Origin of the sequence: Streptacidiphilus sp. MAP12-16, assembly GCF_041262165.1 — a bacterium.
Lineage (GTDB): Bacteria > Actinomycetota > Actinomycetes > Streptomycetales > Streptomycetaceae > Streptacidiphilus.
Window position 1 is genome coordinate 187,742 of record NZ_JBGCBY010000009.1, and the last position, 18,061, is coordinate 205,802.

The 18,061-nt window shown below is 69.0% G+C and carries 15 protein-coding genes; 5 read left to right on the forward strand and 10 right to left on the reverse strand.

Annotation, left to right across the window (positions count from 1 at the left end; genetic code table 11):
- Positions 1–222 precede the first annotated feature (222 nt).
- Entirely contained in the window at positions 223–1,455 is a 1,233-nt protein-coding gene (locus tag ABIA33_RS14540) for a peptidase S8 (RefSeq protein ID WP_370081320.1), read from the reverse strand.
- 417 nt (positions 1,456–1,872) lie between these two features.
- Between ABIA33_RS14540 and ABIA33_RS14545 the strand changes: the two genes are divergently transcribed.
- From ABIA33_RS14545 to ABIA33_RS14565, 5 genes are all read left to right on the forward strand, one after another.
- Positions 1,873–2,988, forward strand: a complete 1,116-nt coding sequence (locus ABIA33_RS14545) for a hypothetical protein (protein ID WP_370081322.1) — start codon at positions 1,873–1,875, stop codon at positions 2,986–2,988.
- A 396-nt stretch (positions 2,989–3,384) separates the two neighbouring features.
- Positions 3,385–4,023: an RNA polymerase sigma factor gene (locus tag ABIA33_RS14550; RefSeq protein ID WP_370081324.1), complete on the forward strand. Its 639-nt coding sequence runs from the start codon at positions 3,385–3,387 to the stop codon at positions 4,021–4,023.
- Entirely contained in the window at positions 4,020–4,865 is an 846-nt protein-coding gene (locus ABIA33_RS14555) for a hypothetical protein (RefSeq protein ID WP_370081326.1), read from the forward strand. The genes ABIA33_RS14550 and ABIA33_RS14555 overlap by 4 nt, the downstream gene beginning before the upstream one ends.
- 170 nt (positions 4,866–5,035) lie before the next feature.
- Positions 5,036–5,617 (forward strand): hypothetical protein, encoded by a 582-nt coding sequence (locus ABIA33_RS14560; protein WP_370081328.1) that lies wholly within the window; start codon positions 5,036–5,038, stop codon positions 5,615–5,617.
- A 42-nt stretch (positions 5,618–5,659) separates the two neighbouring features.
- Positions 5,660–8,056, forward strand: coding sequence for a bifunctional polysaccharide deacetylase/glycosyltransferase family 2 protein (locus ABIA33_RS14565; RefSeq protein WP_370081330.1), 2,397 nt, complete (start codon positions 5,660–5,662; stop codon positions 8,054–8,056).
- 196 nt (positions 8,057–8,252) lie between these two features.
- Here ABIA33_RS14565 and ABIA33_RS14570 read toward each other — a convergent pair whose 3' ends face one another.
- From ABIA33_RS14570 to ABIA33_RS14610, 9 genes are all read right to left on the reverse strand, one after another.
- Complete coding sequence (locus ABIA33_RS14570; RefSeq protein WP_370081332.1) at positions 8,253–8,606, reverse strand: nuclear transport factor 2 family protein; 354 nt, start codon at positions 8,604–8,606, stop codon at positions 8,253–8,255.
- Between the two features lie 98 nt (positions 8,607–8,704).
- Entirely contained in the window at positions 8,705–9,922 is a 1,218-nt protein-coding gene (locus ABIA33_RS14575) for an MFS transporter (RefSeq protein WP_370081334.1), read from the reverse strand.
- Between the two features lie 111 nt (positions 9,923–10,033).
- Positions 10,034–10,783, reverse strand: a complete 750-nt coding sequence (locus ABIA33_RS14580; protein ID WP_370081336.1) for an SDR family oxidoreductase — start codon at positions 10,781–10,783, stop codon at positions 10,034–10,036.
- Entirely contained in the window at positions 10,780–11,187 is a 408-nt protein-coding gene (locus tag ABIA33_RS14585) for a DUF3224 domain-containing protein (protein ID WP_370081338.1), read from the reverse strand. The genes ABIA33_RS14580 and ABIA33_RS14585 overlap by 4 nt, the downstream gene beginning before the upstream one ends.
- A 103-nt stretch (positions 11,188–11,290) precedes the next feature.
- The gene (locus tag ABIA33_RS14590) at positions 11,291–12,922 is read right to left on the reverse strand and encodes an FAD-binding protein (RefSeq protein WP_370081340.1); all 1,632 of its coding nucleotides are present in this window, start codon (positions 12,920–12,922) and stop codon (positions 11,291–11,293) included.
- Between the two features lie 131 nt (positions 12,923–13,053).
- Positions 13,054–13,926: an SDR family oxidoreductase gene (locus tag ABIA33_RS14595; RefSeq protein WP_370081342.1), complete on the reverse strand. Its 873-nt coding sequence runs from the start codon at positions 13,924–13,926 to the stop codon at positions 13,054–13,056.
- A gap of 392 nt (positions 13,927–14,318) precedes the next feature.
- Complete coding sequence (locus tag ABIA33_RS14600) at positions 14,319–15,869, reverse strand: long-chain fatty acid--CoA ligase (protein WP_370081344.1); 1,551 nt, start codon at positions 15,867–15,869, stop codon at positions 14,319–14,321.
- 134 nt (positions 15,870–16,003) lie between these two features.
- Positions 16,004–17,131 (reverse strand): DUF5938 domain-containing protein, encoded by a 1,128-nt coding sequence (locus ABIA33_RS14605; protein WP_370081346.1) that lies wholly within the window; start codon positions 17,129–17,131, stop codon positions 16,004–16,006.
- A gap of 73 nt (positions 17,132–17,204) precedes the next feature.
- Complete coding sequence (locus tag ABIA33_RS14610) at positions 17,205–18,008, reverse strand: SDR family NAD(P)-dependent oxidoreductase (protein WP_370081348.1); 804 nt, start codon at positions 18,006–18,008, stop codon at positions 17,205–17,207.
- Positions 18,009–18,061 lie beyond the last annotated feature (53 nt).

Here is an 18,061-nt window from a genome sequence, read left to right on the forward strand (position 1 = left end):
GGGGTGGTCCGGAAGGTCGGGGTGGAAGCCGTCGTCGCAACCGGCGGAGCCGAGGGAGGGGCGTGCTCGCTGGTCGACCAGGTGGGCCGCAGGACAGGTGCGCTTGGGAACAGCCGCCCAGCGAACCCGTGAGCGCCCGTCCCCCCTGGTTGACCAGGAGTGGCGTGGCGAAGCCCCGGCCACCATGGGGGTGCGGCCGGGGCTTCTTCACGTCGTGCCGGATCAGCCGGTGAAGGCGCCCAGGCCGTTGGGGGTGCCCAGGCCGGTGGGGCCGTCGTAGCCGATCTCGGCGGTGCACAGGTAGGCGGGGGTGCAGCTGGCGGTGGCGCCGGTGGTGACGTCGTTGAGCGCCGAGGTGTGTGCGTAGGCGTCGGCCGCTGGGTTGCCCGCGTGCGAGCCGGCGTCGGCGTAGACCGCGCCGATCAGGGGGGCGGCGACGCTGGTGCCGCCGTAGACGGTCCAGCCGGAGCCGCCGTAGGTCTGGTAGACCGCGACGCCGGTGGCCGGGTCGGCGACCGCGGAGACGTCAGCGACGGTGCGGTGGCTGCAGCCGCTGTCGGTCTGCCAGGTGGGCTTGGGCTCGTAGGCGGAGCAGCCGGAGCCGGCGCCTTCGGTGCTGCTGGTGTTCCAGACGCTTTCGGACCAGCCGCGGGTGTTGGATGCCTTGGTCAGTGAGGTGCCGCCAACCGCGGTGACGTTGGGGGAGGCGGCCGGGTACTGCACGCCGTAGCCGGAGTCGCCGGAGGAGACGGTGATGGCGATGCCCGGGTGGTTGAAGTAGGTGCTGTCGTAGCCGGTGTCCGCGGAGGACTCGGAGCCGCCGTAGCTGTTGGAGATCTCGGTGGCGCCCAGTGTGGCGGCCTCATTGACCGCGGTACCCAGGTTGGTCATGGACGCGGTGGACGCCTCGACCAGGATGATGTGGGCGTTGGGGGCGATGGCGGAGACCATGTCCAGGTCCAGGGAGATCTCGCCGGACCAGGAGGAGTTGTTGCGCGGAAGGCTGCTGGTGCTGCCCTTCTGGTTGACCTGCTTGAAGCAGCCGCTGGCGACGGTGCAGGCGGGCAGGCCGTACTGGGCGCGGTAGGTGGCCATGTCGGCGGCCGCGTTGGGGTCGTTGTAGGCGTCGACGATGGCGACGGTCTGGCCGGCGCCGCCGCCTGCCGGGAGGTTGTACGCGCTGAGCAGGTCGCTGGGGCCGAAGCCGGAGGGCGTCGCGTTGGGCGTGATGCCGGTGGCACGGATGTGCTCGGTGACGCTGGTGACGTGCAGGGCGTTGCAGTACGCCTGACCGGGGGTGGTCACCACGGCGCAGGCGCGGGCCCAGGTGACGCCGTGTCCGGCGGCGTCGGCGGGGGCCGCGACCGCGAAGAGCGCGCTGGTCGCGAGAGCGGCGGAGCCGATGAGGGGAACGGCGATCCGACGGGCGGACGCGGATATCGAAGTGGTGCGCAACGTACTGCCTCCTGAGGCTGGTTGACCGGGGGGCGTGCAGGTGCGACCGCATGTGGGGATGGCCCAACTGCGGTGGGAACGCAGGCGGAACTGGCTGCCTCCACGTTCCGGGGTGGCAACTGGGCGTGAACGTTAGCGAGGTGACCAGTCCCCGACAAGGGGGTAACGGAAGATGATCCTCAGGTTTAACAAAGCGACCTGCCTACCCAATTGATGCACCGCACACGCACCATGTATCGCCCGGAGCCGAGCCGGAGCGGTGACGAGATGTCAGACGACTGCCGTGGCACGCGCCGTCGGTTCGCTTCGCGCGGCGCCCGGAGGATGATCCGGATTGGTCTGCACCATTGACGTGGGCCTGACGGAGGCTCACGCTGTCGTCCACATCTGGAGGAACCGTTCGCCGGGAGGCGATGCATGCGCATGCACGTAGGCAGAATCAGATCACTCGCAAGCACATTGGTGCTGCTCGCTGCGGCGGCGAGCGGAACCGCCGCCGCCCCGTCCCAGGGCGCCGCGGCTGCCGCGGCCACCAGTCCGATCCAGGTCTACGGGGCCTGGCACTGCGGCAACGATGCCTGTACCTGGGCAACGGTGCGCAACATGACCGATTTCGACACCAACAACCACTGGCTGATCGACCGCGGCGACGGCCACCCTTCGGTCAACCTGGTGGTGCTGAGCTTCGTCAACCCGCTGAAGCTGCTCAACGGCACCACCGACAGCGGCGACACCAACGGAGCCCCCCTGGGCATGAACGCCGCCGTGGTCAACTACTTCACCAGCCACGGGATCCGGGTGATGCTCTCGATCGGCGGAATCACCTACACCGGCGACTGGGACACCGCGCTCAGCCAGAACCCCACCGGGTTGGGGCAGAAGGCGGCCGCCCTGGCGACGCAGCTGGGTGTCGGCGTCGAGATCGACTACGAGAACAGCTCCAGCCCCAACCTGACCGGACTGCAGTCCTTCATCACGGCCTACCGCGCCGCGCACCCTTACGACACCACCGGCGCAGACCCGACCGCACGGCTGACCATCGACGTCGCCGCCGGCGACCGCTATCTGATCGGCCTGGACCAGTACGCCACCGCCAACTGGCTCACCACCGCCAATCCCGTGCTGGACTACGCCAACGCCATGGTGCCCAGCAAGCAGCCCTCCACCAGCGGAGCAGAATCCAACTGGCAGGAGCACATCACCGGCAAGGCGAACTACAGCCCGGCGATCGGGCCGCTGGCCCCTGCCAAATTCACCGGCAGCCTCTACATCGCCCAAGGCTCCACGGTCCGCCCCGAGTGCAACAACTTCTCCGCCTCCTTGCAGAACTCCACCGGCAGCTGGCTGCAGAGCGCCGCCCCGGCCGGAGCCGGAACCACGCCCGGGATGCTCGGCTACATGTTCTGGGCCGCCGAAATGCCCTCCACCCGAGGCGTCACCACCGACCCGCCCAACACCTGCCAGGGCGGCGTCGGAGTGGGCGCGAGCACCTACACAATCCCGATCCCCATGCCCGCACTACGGCAGAACTGACGCCTCATCACTCCCGGCGGACGGGTCCGTGCCGGGGTACTCGGGGCAACTGCGTGATGGTCTGGTAGTAGGTGGGATCCGCCGGTTGACCGTATACCTCGTCCAGCCACGATTGGGCGAGGTCTACGGGACACCGCGTCGTCTTCGTCACCCAGGGCGGCAGCCGGCCGGGTCCGGCCGAGTTCCCTCAGCCAGCGGCCGTGACGGCCCCGACCAGTTCATTGCTCGCCAAGCGACGACCGCGGGCGGGTCATGGGCGCTCGAGGATGCTGGGGAATGTCGGCGACGGGGTGAGGCGTGCCGCATGATGTCCGCGTGCACATTGCGGAGAAGTTCGGCGGGGCCGACGGCGAGACGGGAGGCCCGGGAGTGCCGCGACAGCGGGGTCCGGGAGACATGTCCGACCAGGTCAGAGCGGCGCAACAGGGGGATGAGGCGGCGTTCAGGACCCTGTTCAGGGCAGTACAGCCCGGACTGCTGCGCTACCTGACCGTGCTGGTCGGAGAGGACGCCGAGGATGTGGCATCCGAGGCGTGGCTGCAGATCACCCGTGATCTGGGATCGTTCAGCGGGGACTTTGACGGGTTCCGTGGCTGGGCGGCGACGATCGGCCGCAACCGGGCGATGGACCTGCTGCGCAGCCGACGTCGGCAGCCGAGGAGCAGCGTGCCTGTGGAGTCCCTCCTGGACCGGCCGTCGGCCGAGGACACCGAGGGGGCGGCCCTTGCCACCGTCGGCACCGCTGAGGCGTTGGCGCTGATCGCCGGACTGTCGCGCGATCAGGCTGAGGCCGTGCTGCTGCGGGTGGTCATGGAACTGGACGCGGACGAAGCAGCGCGAGTACTCGGCAAACGGGCCGGGGCCGTGCGGATGGCGGCGCACCGGGGCCTGCGCAAGCTGGCCAGTCTCCTCGAGCAGCAGGAGGCGGGCCGAAGGGGGAACGCTCGCGGTGGGGGCCGGCCGAAGCCGCCGGAAAATAATTTCGCTCCGGGAGTGACACCGACGACGGTTTCGACGCTGAAGGACATGAGATGAGCACCAACCGATCACGTCGGATCGACCACGACACGGCCGAGCAGCTGCTTGGCGGGGCCGGGGTTGGCACGGCGGTCGGCCATGACGCTCTCGCGGGACTACTCGCCGCCGCCGCTGCTCCCGCAGCCGAGGGCGAGCTGTCTGGTGAGCAGTCGGCACTGGCCGCGTTTCGGGCGGCTCGCCTCGCCCCTGTCCCACCGTCCCGAAAGCGATCGATGCGCACGTCCGTGCTGGCGCGGCTCCTCCTGAGCGCGAAGGCGGTGGCCGCTCTCCTGGCCACCGCTGTCGGCGGCGTCGCCGTCGCGGCCGCCACCGGCAACCTTCCCGCCACCCTGGGTGGCAGCCCCGCGCGCAGCGGTCCGGTCCCGGCCGCAACGGCCAGTGCGGGAGCACCGGCCAGTGCGGGAGCACCGGCCAGTGCGGGAGCGCCAGGCAAGCTGCCCCAGGGAACGGTCACCAGCTCGCCCGCCGCGGTACCTACCGCCCTGGCTGAGCTCTGCCGCGCCTTCGACCAGGACCGTGGCCGAAGCTCCAGCGGTGTGCTGGCCGAGCACCGCTTCGCCGAACTGGTCGCAGCCGCCGGAGGCCAGGCCGGTGTGCCGGGCTACTGCGCTCCGGTCCTGGCCGGTCACGGCAAGGGCCAAGGCGGCTCGCCGACCGCGCAGTCAAAGGGGCGTCCCGGCACCGCGCCGACGCATCCGGACACACCTGGCGCGAGCCATCGGCCCGGCAGTCCGGGAGCGAGCCACGCCGCCGACCCGAGCACCCACCCGACCAGCCATCCGAGTGCTGACCCGTCCCCGCCCCGCAAGGGCACTCCGAGCGCGCACCCCACGCGGTAACCCCACAGCTCCGGGCGGGCCGCGGACTCCCCCCGCATCCATGTCCACGGCCCGCCCGGCCCCGCACAACAGCTCCCACGCAGTGCCCACTATCCCCGGATGGGCGGTCGGTCTCCCCCGGACCGCCGCCCATCCGGCCCTCCCCCGCCACCTGTAGAGGCTGCCCACCGATGCAACGACAACTGGGTTACGTGCACCAGGACGCGGTGCCGATTCCCCGCCTCTACCAGGACCCGCCGCGGGAGGCAGAAGGAGACCCTCAGCACGCCTCCGCGCTCAGCCCGGTCTTCGTCGACTCCTCGGGCCGACGCCAGCGCCGGGTACGCCGCCTGGGCCGACTGCTGATCGTCCCCGCCGCAGCCTACGTGGCCCTGCTGGTCAGCACCCTGTTGGGCGGGCCGACCATCCAAAGCCCACTGCTCCCACTGCCCGCGCCCCCCGCCGCCCAGAGCGCCGCCCCCGGAACGCCTGCGGTCGGCGTCGCGCAGCCGTCCGCAGGCGGATCACACAACAGCGTCCAGGGACATACCGCTGGTTCCCAGGCCGGCAACGGAGCGAGCGCGGCGAAGGGCACCGGTCCCACCGCAGGTGCCACGCCCCCGGCAAGCACCTCCAGCGCCTCGGCCAGTGCTCCCGCCTCTGCCCCTGCTTCGGCTTCTGCCACCACCGCGGCGCCGACGCACGGGAACAGCACGCACTCCGCGTCCCCGCCCGGTGCCAGCCATCGTGCGACCCCGAGCAAGAAGGCCTGACCCCCGACACCCCGTTCCTCGCGCGGAAGTGAACCACCCTCGATGAGCAAGTCCCGCAGCCACAGAGGCGGCCGGCGCCGCAGTGTCCGCGACATACCCGTGCGCACCCATTGGCTGCTGCTGGGCACGCTGGTGGTCACCCTCACCCTGGCCCTGCTGATCGAGGGCTACACCCAGCACATGTTCGGCTCGACCCCTGACGGAGCCGCCCTGTCCCAGGGCCCCAGCGACCAGGTCCCCGCCACCGTGGCCCAGGGCGGGCCGGTCATCGAAGCCGGGTCGGCGCAGCCGCGTACCGCCAAACCCGCCGCGAACACCATCGCGCTGACGTTCGACGACGGACCGGATCCGACCTGGACGCCGCAGATCCTGGCGGTGCTGCGGGCCAACCACGTCCATGCCACCTTCTTCGTTGTCGGCACCCAGGTGGCCGCCAATCCCGGCCTGGTGCGCCAGATCGTCGCGGACGGCAACGAGGTCGGCGTGCACACATTCACCCACGCCAACCTCGGCACGATCCCGCCCTGGCAGCGCACCCTGCAACTGCGCGAGGACCAACTCGCCGTCGCCGGAGCCACCGGCCAGACCACGACCCTGCTGCGGCCCCCCTACTCCTCGGCCAACGACGCCCTGGACAACACCGACTGGTCCGCGGTCCAGCAGGCCGGCCGCGAGGGCTACCTCACCGTGCTGACCACCCTGGACAGCGAGGACTGGCAGCGTCCGGGCGTGCCCGCGATCCTCACCAACGCCACCCCTCGCACCAACGCCGGACAGGTCCTGCTGATGCACGACGCCGGCGGCAACCGCTCCCAGACCGTCACCGCGCTCCGCGAGCTGATCCCGCGTCTGCAGGCGCGCGGCTTCCACTTCGCCACTGTCAGCCAGTCCGTGCAGATGGCCTCCCCGATGTCCAAGGCCATGGCGAGGGACCACTGGCTGGGCCTGGCGCTCATCGGTGCGCTCCGGGGCAGCCACGGCCTGCTCACCCTCATCGGCTGGCTGCTGTACGCGTCCGGTGCGATCAGCGTGCTGCGCGCGCTGGTCACGCTGGTTGCCGCACGCCGGCACAAGAAATGGGCGAGGCATCCGTGGGGTGATCCGGTAACCGAGCCGGTCTCGGTCATCGTGCCCGCCTACAACGAGAGCTCGGGCATCGAGGCGGCGGTGCGCTCACTGGTGGCCTCCGACCACCCGGTAGAGATCATCGTGGTCGACGACGGTTCCACCGACGGCACCGCCGACCTGGTCGAATCCCTGAACCTGCCCGGGGTTCGGGTGATCCGCCAGCCCAACGCGGGCAAGCCGACCGCACTCAACACCGGCATCGCCGCCGCCTCCTGCGACCTGCTGGTGATGGTCGACGGCGACACCGTCTTCGAGCCCGACGCGGTGCGCAAGCTGGTCCAGCCCTTCGCCGACGCCAGCATCGGCGCCGTCTCCGGCAACGCCAAGGTCGTCAACCGCGGCGGCCTGCTGGGACGCTGGCAGCACATCGAGTACGTGGTCGGCTTCAACCTGGACCGGCGCCTGTTCGACCTGGCCCAGTGCATGCCCACCGTGCCCGGCGCCGTCGGCGGCTTCCGCCGCCAAGCCCTGGAGCGCGTCGGCGGGGTCTCGGACGTCACCCTGGCCGAGGACACCGACCTGACCATGGCGCTGTGCCGCGACGGCTGGCGGGTGGTCTACGAGGAGAAGGCGATCGCCTGGACCGAGGCCCCCGCCTCACTGAGCGCCCTGTGGCGCCAGCGCTACCGCTGGTGCTACGGCACCCTGCAGGCCATGTGGAAGCACCGCGGCGCACTGCTCCAGCGCGGCCCGGCCGGGAAACTGGGCCGACGCGGCCTGGGCTACCTGCTGACGTTCCAGGTCCTCCTTCCGCTGCTCGCTCCCGTCGTCGACGTCTTCGCCCTGTACGGGCTGGTCTTCCTGAACCCGGTCCACATCATCGGCCTGTGGCTGGGCTTCCTCCTGCTGCAACTACTGATGGGCCTGTACGCCTTCCGGCTGGACGGCGAACGCCCCGGGCCGCTGTGGAGCCTGCCGCTGCAGCAGTTCGTCTACCGCCAGCTGATGTACCTGGTCGTCATCCAGTCCGTGGTCACCGCCGTCGCCGGCACCCGCCTGCGCTGGCAGCGCATGGAGCGCTACGGCTCCCTCCAGGTCCCCGTCAGCGCACCGACCGCATCCGTGGCCAGGCCCACCGTCACCACTCAACAAGTCCAGCAGATCCAGCAGGCCCAGGGTTGCGCGCCGTACCAGTACGTCCACGAGTCATACGCGCCGACACCAGGGCAGCGGCCGGCTCCTCGGACATCAGACCTCGCCCAGACCTGGCTGGACGAGGCCTACGGCCACCCGGCGGACACCCCGTACTACCAGCAGTCACCGCCCTACTTCCCTGCGGAGTACCCCGGCGAGTACGCCGGCCCGCAGTGACCCGCCGCCCCAGTCCTCTCTGGGGCGGCATGCCGGGCTGGTCATGCAAAGGCCGACCACGCACCAGCAGCCCTTGCCGAACTACGCGCGCCAGCTCCGGAGTTGACGAGCCCCAAGGTGGTGAAACCCCGTCAACTCTTCACTGTGCCCTGGCTGTTGGGCCGGGGACAGGGGCGATCTCGCCCGTGGCAGCGCGTCAGGCTGCTTCCGGCGACGCGGGGACGATGACGGCGGTCTGGCGCCAGATGAGGCCGTCGCGCAGCACCCAAGTTCCGACGATGCCGAGGACGTTGCCGGCGATCTCGATCGTCGAGTGGTAGAGGACGCAGTCGTCGGCCTGCAGGATCGCCATGACCTCGATGATCTTCGGGTTCAGCGCCACGTAGTCTTCGAGGAACGCGCGTATCTCGGTCGTGCCCGTGGCGACGGTGTCCGGCAGCCGCATGATCTGGGCGTCGGGGTGGTAGTTGCTCAGCATGCCTTCGATGTCGCCGGAGCGGAGCTGGGCGAGATCCTTTTCGAACATCGCTGGTACCTGGGTTGCGGACATGACTGTTCCCTTCAGGAGTTGGCCTGGAAGTCATAGGAGGCCGTGCCAGGCCCTGTTCGACTCTGGTGTCCGACAATCGGCGGACGGATTCGGACCGTTCAGCAGCGGTAGCAGTGCCTTGCCGTGGCCGGGAGGGCGATCCAGGCCAGGGCGGCGACGACGAGGCCGTAGCCGATCGCCGTGTCGTGCAGGCCGATTCGCGTGGTGAGAATGCCGGCGATCACACCGGGAACCGAGAACGAGAGGTAGGCGACCACATAGATCGCCGTGATGAGCTCGCTGCGCCGCTCCGGCTCGGCGAGGCCGGCGAGCGTGCGGAAGGTTCCGAGGAACCCGGCGCCGAAGCCGCAGCCGGACACCACCGTGCCGACGTACAGCAGTGCGGGCACGCTGAGGGCGACGGACGCCACAGTGATCAGGACCCCGGTGCCGAGGAGTGCGCAGCCGACCAGCATGGCCCGGCGCGGCGCCGAGCCGCGCATGACGATCCCGGTGACGGCGCCGCAACCGCAGAGCAGGAAGATGACGGCGCCGCCGAGCAGCGCGTTGTGGGAATGCTCCATCGTCAGGGCGAGCGAGGGGCCGAGTGACAGGTACAGCCCGCTCAGTGCCCAGACGGAGACGAGCACCGGCACCGTGGCGAGGAACGCGCGTCGCAGTGGGCGCTCGACGCCCACCCGTGAGCCCAGCCTGGCCCTGTGGCGTTGGGTGACCGTCTCCGGGACCATCGTCAGCAGAATCACGATCAGGGCGACGAAGCCGGCCAGCAGCAGCGCGTAGATCAGCCTGGTGGGCGCCGGGGCGTATCGGACCAGAGCGCCGGAGGACAGTGCGCCGACAGCCAGGCCGGCGGCCGGAACCGTCGCGTTGACGAGCGGGGCGAGTCCAGGGCGGTTGGCCGGCTGCAGGTCGACCAGCGCCGCCGAGACCGCTGCGGTGACCAGGCCGGTCGCGCACCCCTGGGTGAGCCGCGCCGCGTAGAGCCATCCCACGTTGTCGGCGAACAGGAACAGCACCATGGTGACGGCCTGCACGACGAGGGCTGCGGCGATGACGGGCCGACGGCCCAGTGCGTCGGAGAGCGAGCCTGCGAGCAGCATCGTGCCGAGCAGGGTCAGCGCGTACACCCCGAACACCGCGGTGAGTGTGGTCGGGGAGAAGTGCCACTGGGCGGCATAGATGCCGTACAGCGGTGACGGGGCGCTCACGGCGAAGAGGTAGAGGAACGAGATCGCCGCTACGATCCAGAACCCCCGACCCATGCGCCGGCTGTCGCGCGCGGCGTCGACCGCTCCGTGCTGTATGGCTGTGGTCACGAGTGCACTCCCCCTTGTCGGTAAGCCCTTCTTTCGGCGCCCTTCCTGACGCGCGGTCGGCGACGGTGTGTGCAGCGAACCGAGGGCCCGCTGCACACACCGGTCAGCACGTCATGCCGTGCCGCCGTTCACGCGGATGTTCTGGGCTGTCACCCAGCCGGCAGTGTCGCCGGCCAGGAATGCCACGACGGCGGCGATCTCGGCGGGCCGGCCGAGCCGGCCGAAGGCGCTCAGCGCCTCCAGGCCCGCCAGGAACTGATCGCTCTTGCCGGTCCGGTAGGTTTCGGTCTCCGTCGCGCCGGGGCTGACCGTGTTGACCGTGATTCTCCGCGGCCCGAACTCCTTGGCCAGGATGTGGGTGAACTGCTCGACCGCACCCTTGGTGGCGTCGTAGACCGCGTACCCCGGGAGCATGAGCGCCGTGGTGGAACTCGAGATCGTGATGATCCGACCGTCGTCGGCCAGGTGCTCCCAGGCGAGCTGCAAGCCGTGGAAGACACCCTTGACGTTCACCGCGAAGCTGAGATCGAACTCGTCCTCGGTGACCTCGGCGAACGGCTTGGTGATCGCGACCGCGGCGTTGTTCACCAGCACGTCCCACCGGCCGTAGTCGCTCAGCAGCCGCTTGACCATGGCCTGGAACTCGGTGCGATTGCTGATGTCGGCGGCGACGGCAATGGCTGTGCCACCGGCCGCCTCGATCTCAGCGACCACCGCTGCTGCCAACTCCGGTGTGTGCGGGTGGTTGATCACCACGCGGGCTCCTGCGGCCGCCAGGGCGCTCGCGATGGCCTTGCCGATCCCGGTGGCCGCTCCGGTCACCAACGCCGTCTTCCCGTCGAGGGATGCGGGCTGGTTCATTCGAACCAGTGGTCGAGGTGAACCTGGGCACCCTCACCCAGGTTCGCGCGGAACCCGCCCTCGCCGCGGAGCCCGGCCAGATCGCCGGTGCCGGACCCGGGCACCACGAACCACTCGCCGCTGACGATGTTGCCCTCCACGGTGCCGGAGTCCTGCAGCAGGAACGTGCCCGCCCGGCCCCCCACCTTCCCGGTGATTCGCTCGATCCCGACGAAGCTGGCCGACCCGTCAGGCCGGGCAGCCTGCAGGAACTCGACCACGCCCTCGCCCTCGATCTCGCCGCTGAAGCTCTCCTCGACGTGGATCCTGGTCAGGGCCGGCCCCTCGGTCGGCTCTTCGTAGGCCGCGGGCTCATACTTGTGAACGGTGATGACCGCGTTCACGCGCTTGGTGGAGACGCTCATTGTGTTCTGCCCTTCGCGTTTATGGTGCCGAAACTGCGCTGATGTGCCGATCCGCGGCTGCCACAGGGACAACGCGGGTCTTCTCTCCGCTCCCGGCGCCAGGTCATGAGGCCGTAATGGACATCGGGTGCTGGAAGAAGTTCGTGGGATCCCACTTCGCCTTGACCTGCTGGAGTCTGGGGAAGTTGGAACCGTAGTACAGGGTCTGCCAGGAGACACCCGACGTGTTGATCGTGGGGTCGGCCGTGTCCGGGTCGGGCAGGTTGATGGTGCAGCCCTGGTAGGCGTCGTTCGGCACCGGGACCCCGCCGGTACTCGCGAATATCTGCCCGTAGAGGTCCCGCAGCCAGCCGATGTTGGCGGCATCGCCCGAGGGGTCCGTCCAGTAGACGTTGAAGAACGCCAGCAGGGCGGAATTGCGATAGGCGATGGGGGTCGCCGACTGGGCCACCGAATTGATCATTCCACCAGCCATCGCGCCTAGCTGCAGCAGGGCCGGAAGGGGGTTCGAGTAGTCCGACCGGGTCATGTTCGTGTAGATGGAGGCGATCTGAGCGGGCGTGAAGCCCTTGATGAGATAAGCGCTCTTCACCGCGTTGCGAAATGTGGCGTTGGTTTCGATCAGGGGCGTAGCGGTGTTGATCGTCTCCTCCGCGGCCATCCACGGAATGGTCCGGTACGGCACGGCAGCCGATATGCCGGTGTTGGCGGTCAGCGCGCTGTGATACGTCGCGATGAGTTGCGCGGCATTCGGGACGGTCGCGTCGACCTGCGTGATCCACGACAGGGAGCCGGAGGACACATGCGGGATGGTGAGCACGCTGGACAGCGCCGCATAGGGTGAGCTGGGAGAGCTGTTGTTCTGGAAGAACGTGCCCAGATTGCCGACCAGGTTGGTGAACTGGGTCTGACTGAGGGAGGACCAGGGGACGACGACATTGGCGATGAACACGTTGCTGGGCGGGTTCGGCAGCAGCTGACCGGGATTCGCCCCCGTCGCCGACGGTGATCGGAACCAGTATTTTGTGATCACTCCGAAGTTGCCGCCACCGCCACCACTGATCGCCCACCAGAGATCGCTGTTGACCCCGTTTCTCTCGGCAATGACGACGCTTGCGTTCTTGTAAGCATCGACCACCACAATCTCAACGGCCGAGATGAAGTCGGTTATCATGCCGAACTTCCGGGACAGAAGGCCGTGGCCACCGCCCGTCACATGTCCGCCGACTCCGACGCTGGGGCAGTGACCGCCGGGCAGGGTGACGCCGTATCCGCGGAACAGGGCTTCGTAGACGTCACCGAGCCGGGCTCCGCCCTCGACGGCGAAGGCGTTCCGAGTGATGTCGAAGTAGACCTTGTTCATCAGCGAGAGATCGATGACGGTCTGCACGGAGCTGTTGTAGACGAAGTTCGCGTAGCAGTGACCGCCGCCGCGAACCGAGATGCGCTGGCCGGCCTGGGCCGCCGCCGCGACCGCAGCCAGGACCTGGCTGGTTGTGCCGACGAGCTGCACGGAGCCGGGACTGCCGACCCACCGCCGGTTGAACGCGGTGACCAGCTGGGGGAAGCGCGGGTCACTGGGACTCACCGTGACTGGCCCGAACGCGGGCGGGACGGAGTCCTGCAGGGTGGCTGTCTGCGCGGCGGCGAGTGGCGCGCCGCTGAGGAGTTGCGCGGCACCGGCGCCGCCCAGGAGCGCCGAGCCCGCGACAAAGCCACGTCTGGATATGGCCATTCCGTATCACCTATTCCCCGGATATGTGAGGCAGGAGCGCCGGATGGGCGCCTGCACGTTACCTGCCGTTCCCCCGAACCCTGCTGGCTTTCGCGGCAACGATTCCTGGCGCGTTTCACCCTGCTCTTGCTTCAGCTGCCCGAATGCCCGACGGCAGGCGAACCCAGGTCTTCGGTGAGGGCCTGGTCAAGACTGCGCGGCTTGGCACCGGTGACGTCGAAGACCGTTGTCTCCACCTGGGCGGCGTATCCGTCCTCACCCGACCGCCGGTAGTCCTGGTAAAGCTCGATCAGGGCCTCGGTGAACCACTTGTTGAGACCGGCCGTCAGCATCGCGGACCGGGCCGTGGGGTCGTCCACCGGTACGTACCGAACCGTACGGCCGAGGCGCTCGCCGAGTTTGTCGCAGGCCTCGGCATGGCTGAGCGATTCCGGCCCGGTCAGGTCGTACGTCATTCCAGCATGTCCGTTCCCGGTCAGTGCCTGGAAGGCGACTGCCGCGACATCGCGGGCATCGGTCATGCTGATCCTGCAATCCCCCGCCGGGGCGTAGTAGTTGCCCTGCGGGTCCACGGTGGGCGGCCAGCCCGTGGTCACGTTGTGCATATAGAAATTCGGCCGGACGATCGTGTGGGGAACGTCGGATTCCCGCAGATGTTCGTCGACCTGACCGTGATGGCGGATGAACCTGGCCCGCGAAGCCGGGTCCGCACCGAGGATCGAGCTCCGGACCAGATGGGAAACTCCGGCCCGGGCCGCGGCGTCGATCGCGTTCTGGTGCCAGGCCCGCTCGTCGTGCGCGGGAGAGGACAGCAGGAAGACCTTGTCCACGCCCGACATGGCGCGATCAAGGGTGGCCGGTTTGGCGATGTCACCGACAACGCTGTCCGGGCCGTCGGCCGTCTCCGACGAGCGGGTCAGCGTACGCATCGGAACCGCGGCTGCGCGCAGCAGCCGAACGAGCTCCTGCCCCGTCCTGCTACGGGCGCCAATGACCAGGATCACGTAAATCCCCCTGTCGTGTGGCTCGAATTGATGGCTGTGCGGATCATGAGCCTGGGGTCCTAAGCGGACAGCTGAAGCCTTGCCATTGGCCTCGGGCCGGTCAAGCGCGACACAGGGACTTCGCCAAGTGCCTGTGGGACTTCGTCAGGTCGCACCACGATTGTGGGTTCATCGGACATGAGTGTTATTACTCCGATGGGTCGGCAGATCGCGCCGAATATCAACGGACTTCACCCATGGCGGTCCACTCGTGGGGGCGACAGGAACCGGTCACCCCCAGCGCCGACCTGGCGGCCTGCTCGGCCACGACCGGGTTGCTCTCGCTCCTGGCGGGCCTGCTGAAAGGGACCACGCCGGCCCGGCCACGCACACCTGCTCAGCTGCTCAGCTGCTCACCCATCGGACCTCGACTCAGCTTGGAGCAACTGGGCTCTGATCTCGTGCTTGAGGACCTTGCCGACCTTCGACCGGGGGAGGTCCGACCACACCTCGACCTGCTTGGGGGCCTTGACGCTCCCGATCCGGGCCTTCACGAAGGCGCGCACGTCGGCGTCAGTCACGCTGTGCCCCGGGTGGAGTTGCACCACCGCGGTCACCCGCTCGCCCCACTTGTCGTCCGGCAGTCCGACGACTGCGCAGTCCTGCACTGCGGGGTGCTGGAGCACGGCCTGCTCGACCTCCGCGGAGTAGACGTTGAAGCCGCCGCTGATGATCATGTCCTTGGCGCGGTCGACGATGAACAGGTAGTCGTCGGCGTCGAGATAGCCGATGTCCCCGGTGTGGTGCCACCCGTACCGGGATGCCTCCTCGGTGGCAGAAGGATTCTTGTAGTAGCCCGCCATGACGAGGGAGCTGCGGACCACGATCTCGCCACGCTCGCCGGCCGGCAGCAGCCGTCCCTCGCTGTCCATGACGGCGACGTTCACCAGTGGGGCGGGCCGTCCGGCGGAGGTGAAGCGCTCGCGGGCGAGGGTGCCGTCGGAGTGGAAGTGCTCCGCAGGTGCCATCGTCGAGATCATCATCGGGGCCTCGGACTGGCCGAACAACTGCCCCAGCACCGGGCCGATCCTGTCGATCGCCTCCTCGAGGCGGGACGCCGACATGGGAGCGGCGCCGTACCACAGGCAGCGCAGGGACGTCAGGTCCGCGGTTGCCAGGGCGGCGTGGCCGAGAAGCATGTAGATCAAGGTCGGGGGCAGGAACGTGTGCGTGACTCGACGGCGTTCGATCAGCGCGAGGAACTCGGTGAGGTCCGGCGCCGGCATGATGACGATCTCGCCGCCGAGTGTGAGTACGGGGAAGCACAGCACACCTGCCGCGTGGGTCAGGGGAGCCAGCGCGAGATAGACGGGTCGGGTGCCGAACGGGTAGCTCATCAGCGTCAGCGCCGACATGGTCTCGATGTTCCGGTCGGTCAGCATCACGCCCTTGGGCCGGCCGGTGGTACCGCCCGTGCCGACGAGCATCACGATGTCGTCGGCAGGTTCGGCCTGCCACGGCTCGGCAGGAACGCCGTCCAGCCAGTTCGGGAGGGACGTGGCCAGGTCCGGGGACCCGTCGAGGCGGACCAGCGTGGTCAGCTTCGGCAGGTCCGGAAGGATCTTGGCCACCAGTGGCGCGAAGGCCTCCTGGAAGATCAGGCAGGTGCAGTCGAAGAGATCCAGCAGGTCGCGGTTTTCCACGGCTTCGTTGCGGGGGTTGACGGGACACCAGACCGCACCCGCCCGGGAGATGCCGAACACACAGGAGAATGCGGTCGGATCGTTCCCGGACAGGACCGCGACCTTGTCCCCGGGCCGCACTCCCGACCGGTGCAGAGCCTTCGCCACGCGCCAGGAGAGTTCCTGGACGTCGCGGTAGGCAAGCGTGCGGTCCCCCATCGTCAGGCAGGGCGAACCTGGGCCCAGGGACGCACCTTTGTCGAGGTAGTCGATCAGACGCACTGGCGCCATCCTCAATGTCGCGGTACGGGGCTCCGAGCGTCTGGGCGCCGGAGCCCCATACCGGTCGGCTCTGGACACTCGGCTCTGGACAGTCTGCTCTCAACCCTCAGCTGTGGAGCCTCAGTTGTCGACCGTCAGCTGTGAACGGTGAGCACCGGGTCGAGCACGAGTCCGAAGCTCTTCAGTACACCGAGCAACTCCCGGTGGCCGAAGGCCTGGCAGGCCGAAGCCAGACCGACGCGCCTCGGTGCCTGCTGCAGCAACGAGTACGCGGCGTACGCCTGCAGCAGTCCGGTCTGCTTGTAGTTGCTGTTGCCGTGGATCACGCAGTGCGCGCGCCCCAGCGGGCCCGAGGCGTGGACGGAGTCGAGCGAGGTGTTGATCCTGGGATTCTCCCGGGGCGGCATGCTGGCCTGCACCGAACTGGCCACTTCGGCCAGGGCGGCATCCTGCTGGTCAGCCGGAAGTGTCTTGATCTGCGACTCGACCAGCTTCACCGCATCGACCACGCCCTGCATGACCGCGCGGTCGAAGACACCGCCGGCGACCTTGCAGTTCGCCACCCGCGGGTCGTTCTTGAACCACACCGGATGGCTGGTACCGCCCCACGGCAGAGCCAAGCCGGTCTCGTGCTGCCCCGGGACCGTGACCTCGAAGGTCGTGAACGGGTCCCACCGCTGGTACTGGTTCTGCTCCAGGTAGTACCAGGAGGCCTTCAGGATGGTGAAGATCGTCTGCGTCGACGCGTAGGTCGGGAACCCCTTCCACAGCACCAGGATGTCGAGCGTATCGAGGCCAGGGGTCTCCAGGCAGATGTTGGCGGCGATCTCACCGGTCGTGTACATCTGCGCGACGCCCGGCGAGAGCAGGAGGCCCTTCTGCGCGAACTGCTCACCCCACCGCGCCTGTGCGTCCAGGAGCCAGTCCTGCTCCCCGGTGGTGTCGAGATAGTGACAGCCGGCCGCGAGGCTCGCCTGCACGACCTCCGGCCCGTGCTGGATGAACGGGCCGACCATGTTGCTCACCACCTTTGCGCCGCGGAAGAGTTCGGTCAGGGGTCCGACCGCGTGCTCGACCTCGACGATCTCGTGGTCCACGGTCTCGATGCCGGGCACCTTGTCGAGAACCTCCTGGATGCGCGCCTTGTCGCGTCCGGCGGCGATGAAGGGGACGTTGTACTCCCGGAGGTATTCGCACACGAGCCGGCCGGTGTAGCCGGATGCCCCGTACACGACGACGGGCTTGGGGTTGCTCATGGTCATGCGGCCTTTCGGAGACAGGGGAGGGAGGCGAGGCAGGGGAGGCGCGCTACGCGGGGCAGGCGGGGGAAGCCCGTCACATGCCCATGCCGCCGTCGACCGGCAGGCCGGCCCCGGTGATGAAGCGGGCGCCGTCCGAGGCGAGGAAGACCACCGCGTCGGCCATGTCGGAGACCTCGCCGAGTCGGCCGAGCGGGGTCAGGTCGATGACGTCGCCGACCGCAGCCTCGGCGCTCGGCCAGAGCCCGAGGGTCGCCATGTCCGCCGCGAGCTGCGCGCCCATCTCGGTCGGCACCAGCCCTGGGTAGATGCAGTTCACGCGCACCCCGTAGCCGAGCTTTCCGGACTCCATCGCGGCCACCCGGGTCAGCCGGTCCACCGCGGACTTCGTCGCGGAGTAGCCCGCGATGCCAGGGAAGGGGATCGTCGCCGCGACCGACGAGATGTTGACGACCGCACCGCCGGCTCCGGCGGCACCGCCAGGCCGCATGGCCCGGAACGCGTGCTTGATGCCGAGCGCCGTCCCGAGGACGTTCACCTCCAGCATCCGGCGGACCTCGGCCGGGTCCAAGTCGACTACGAGGCCGGAGATTTCGACCCCGGCGTTGTTGACGACGATGTCCAGGCCGCCGAGCTCCGCGACCGTCTGCGCGACGGCCGACTCCCAGCTTGCGTCCTCGGTCACGTCGAGGGAGACGAACCCGGCTGTGGCCCCGGACTCCCTGAGCGAATCCGCCGTCGCCTTGCCCGACTCCTCCTGGATGTCTCCGATGACGACTGCCGCGCCGGCCCGGGCGAGTGCCCCGGCCATTCCCGCGCCAAGTCCGCGGGCCCCACCCGTCACCAGCGCCTTGCGCCCGGTCAGGTCGTACACACTCATGGAACATCTCCTCGTTGAGATGACTCGCCGACAGCGTCGCTCCGCACTGCCGC

What these genes read in the sequence shown, in the direction of transcription:
- ABIA33_RS14570 (WP_370081332.1), bottom strand. Translation starts at nt 8,606, where the DNA reads ATGTCCGCAACCCAGGTACCAGCGATGTTCGAAAAGGATCTCGCCCAG.
- ABIA33_RS14590 (WP_370081340.1), bottom strand. Translation starts at nt 12,922, where the DNA reads ATGGCCATATCCAGACGTGGCTTTGTCGCGGGCTCGGCGCTCCTGGGC.
- ABIA33_RS14545 (WP_370081322.1), top strand. Translation starts at nt 1,873, where the DNA reads ATGCGCATGCACGTAGGCAGAATCAGATCACTCGCAAGCACATTGGTG.
- ABIA33_RS14565 (WP_370081330.1), top strand. Translation starts at nt 5,660, where the DNA reads ATGAGCAAGTCCCGCAGCCACAGAGGCGGCCGGCGCCGCAGTGTCCGC.
- ABIA33_RS14605 (WP_370081346.1), bottom strand. Translation starts at nt 17,131, where the DNA reads ATGACCATGAGCAACCCCAAGCCCGTCGTCGTGTACGGGGCATCCGGC.
- ABIA33_RS14585 (WP_370081338.1), bottom strand. Translation starts at nt 11,187, where the DNA reads ATGAGCGTCTCCACCAAGCGCGTGAACGCGGTCATCACCGTTCACAAG.
- ABIA33_RS14550 (WP_370081324.1), top strand. Translation starts at nt 3,385, where the DNA reads ATGTCCGACCAGGTCAGAGCGGCGCAACAGGGGGATGAGGCGGCGTTC.
- ABIA33_RS14580 (WP_370081336.1), bottom strand. Translation starts at nt 10,783, where the DNA reads ATGAACCAGCCCGCATCCCTCGACGGGAAGACGGCGTTGGTGACCGGA.
- ABIA33_RS14560 (WP_370081328.1), top strand. Translation starts at nt 5,036, where the DNA reads ATGCAACGACAACTGGGTTACGTGCACCAGGACGCGGTGCCGATTCCC.
- ABIA33_RS14555 (WP_370081326.1), top strand. Translation starts at nt 4,020, where the DNA reads ATGAGCACCAACCGATCACGTCGGATCGACCACGACACGGCCGAGCAG.
- ABIA33_RS14610 (WP_370081348.1), bottom strand. Translation starts at nt 18,008, where the DNA reads ATGAGTGTGTACGACCTGACCGGGCGCAAGGCGCTGGTGACGGGTGGG.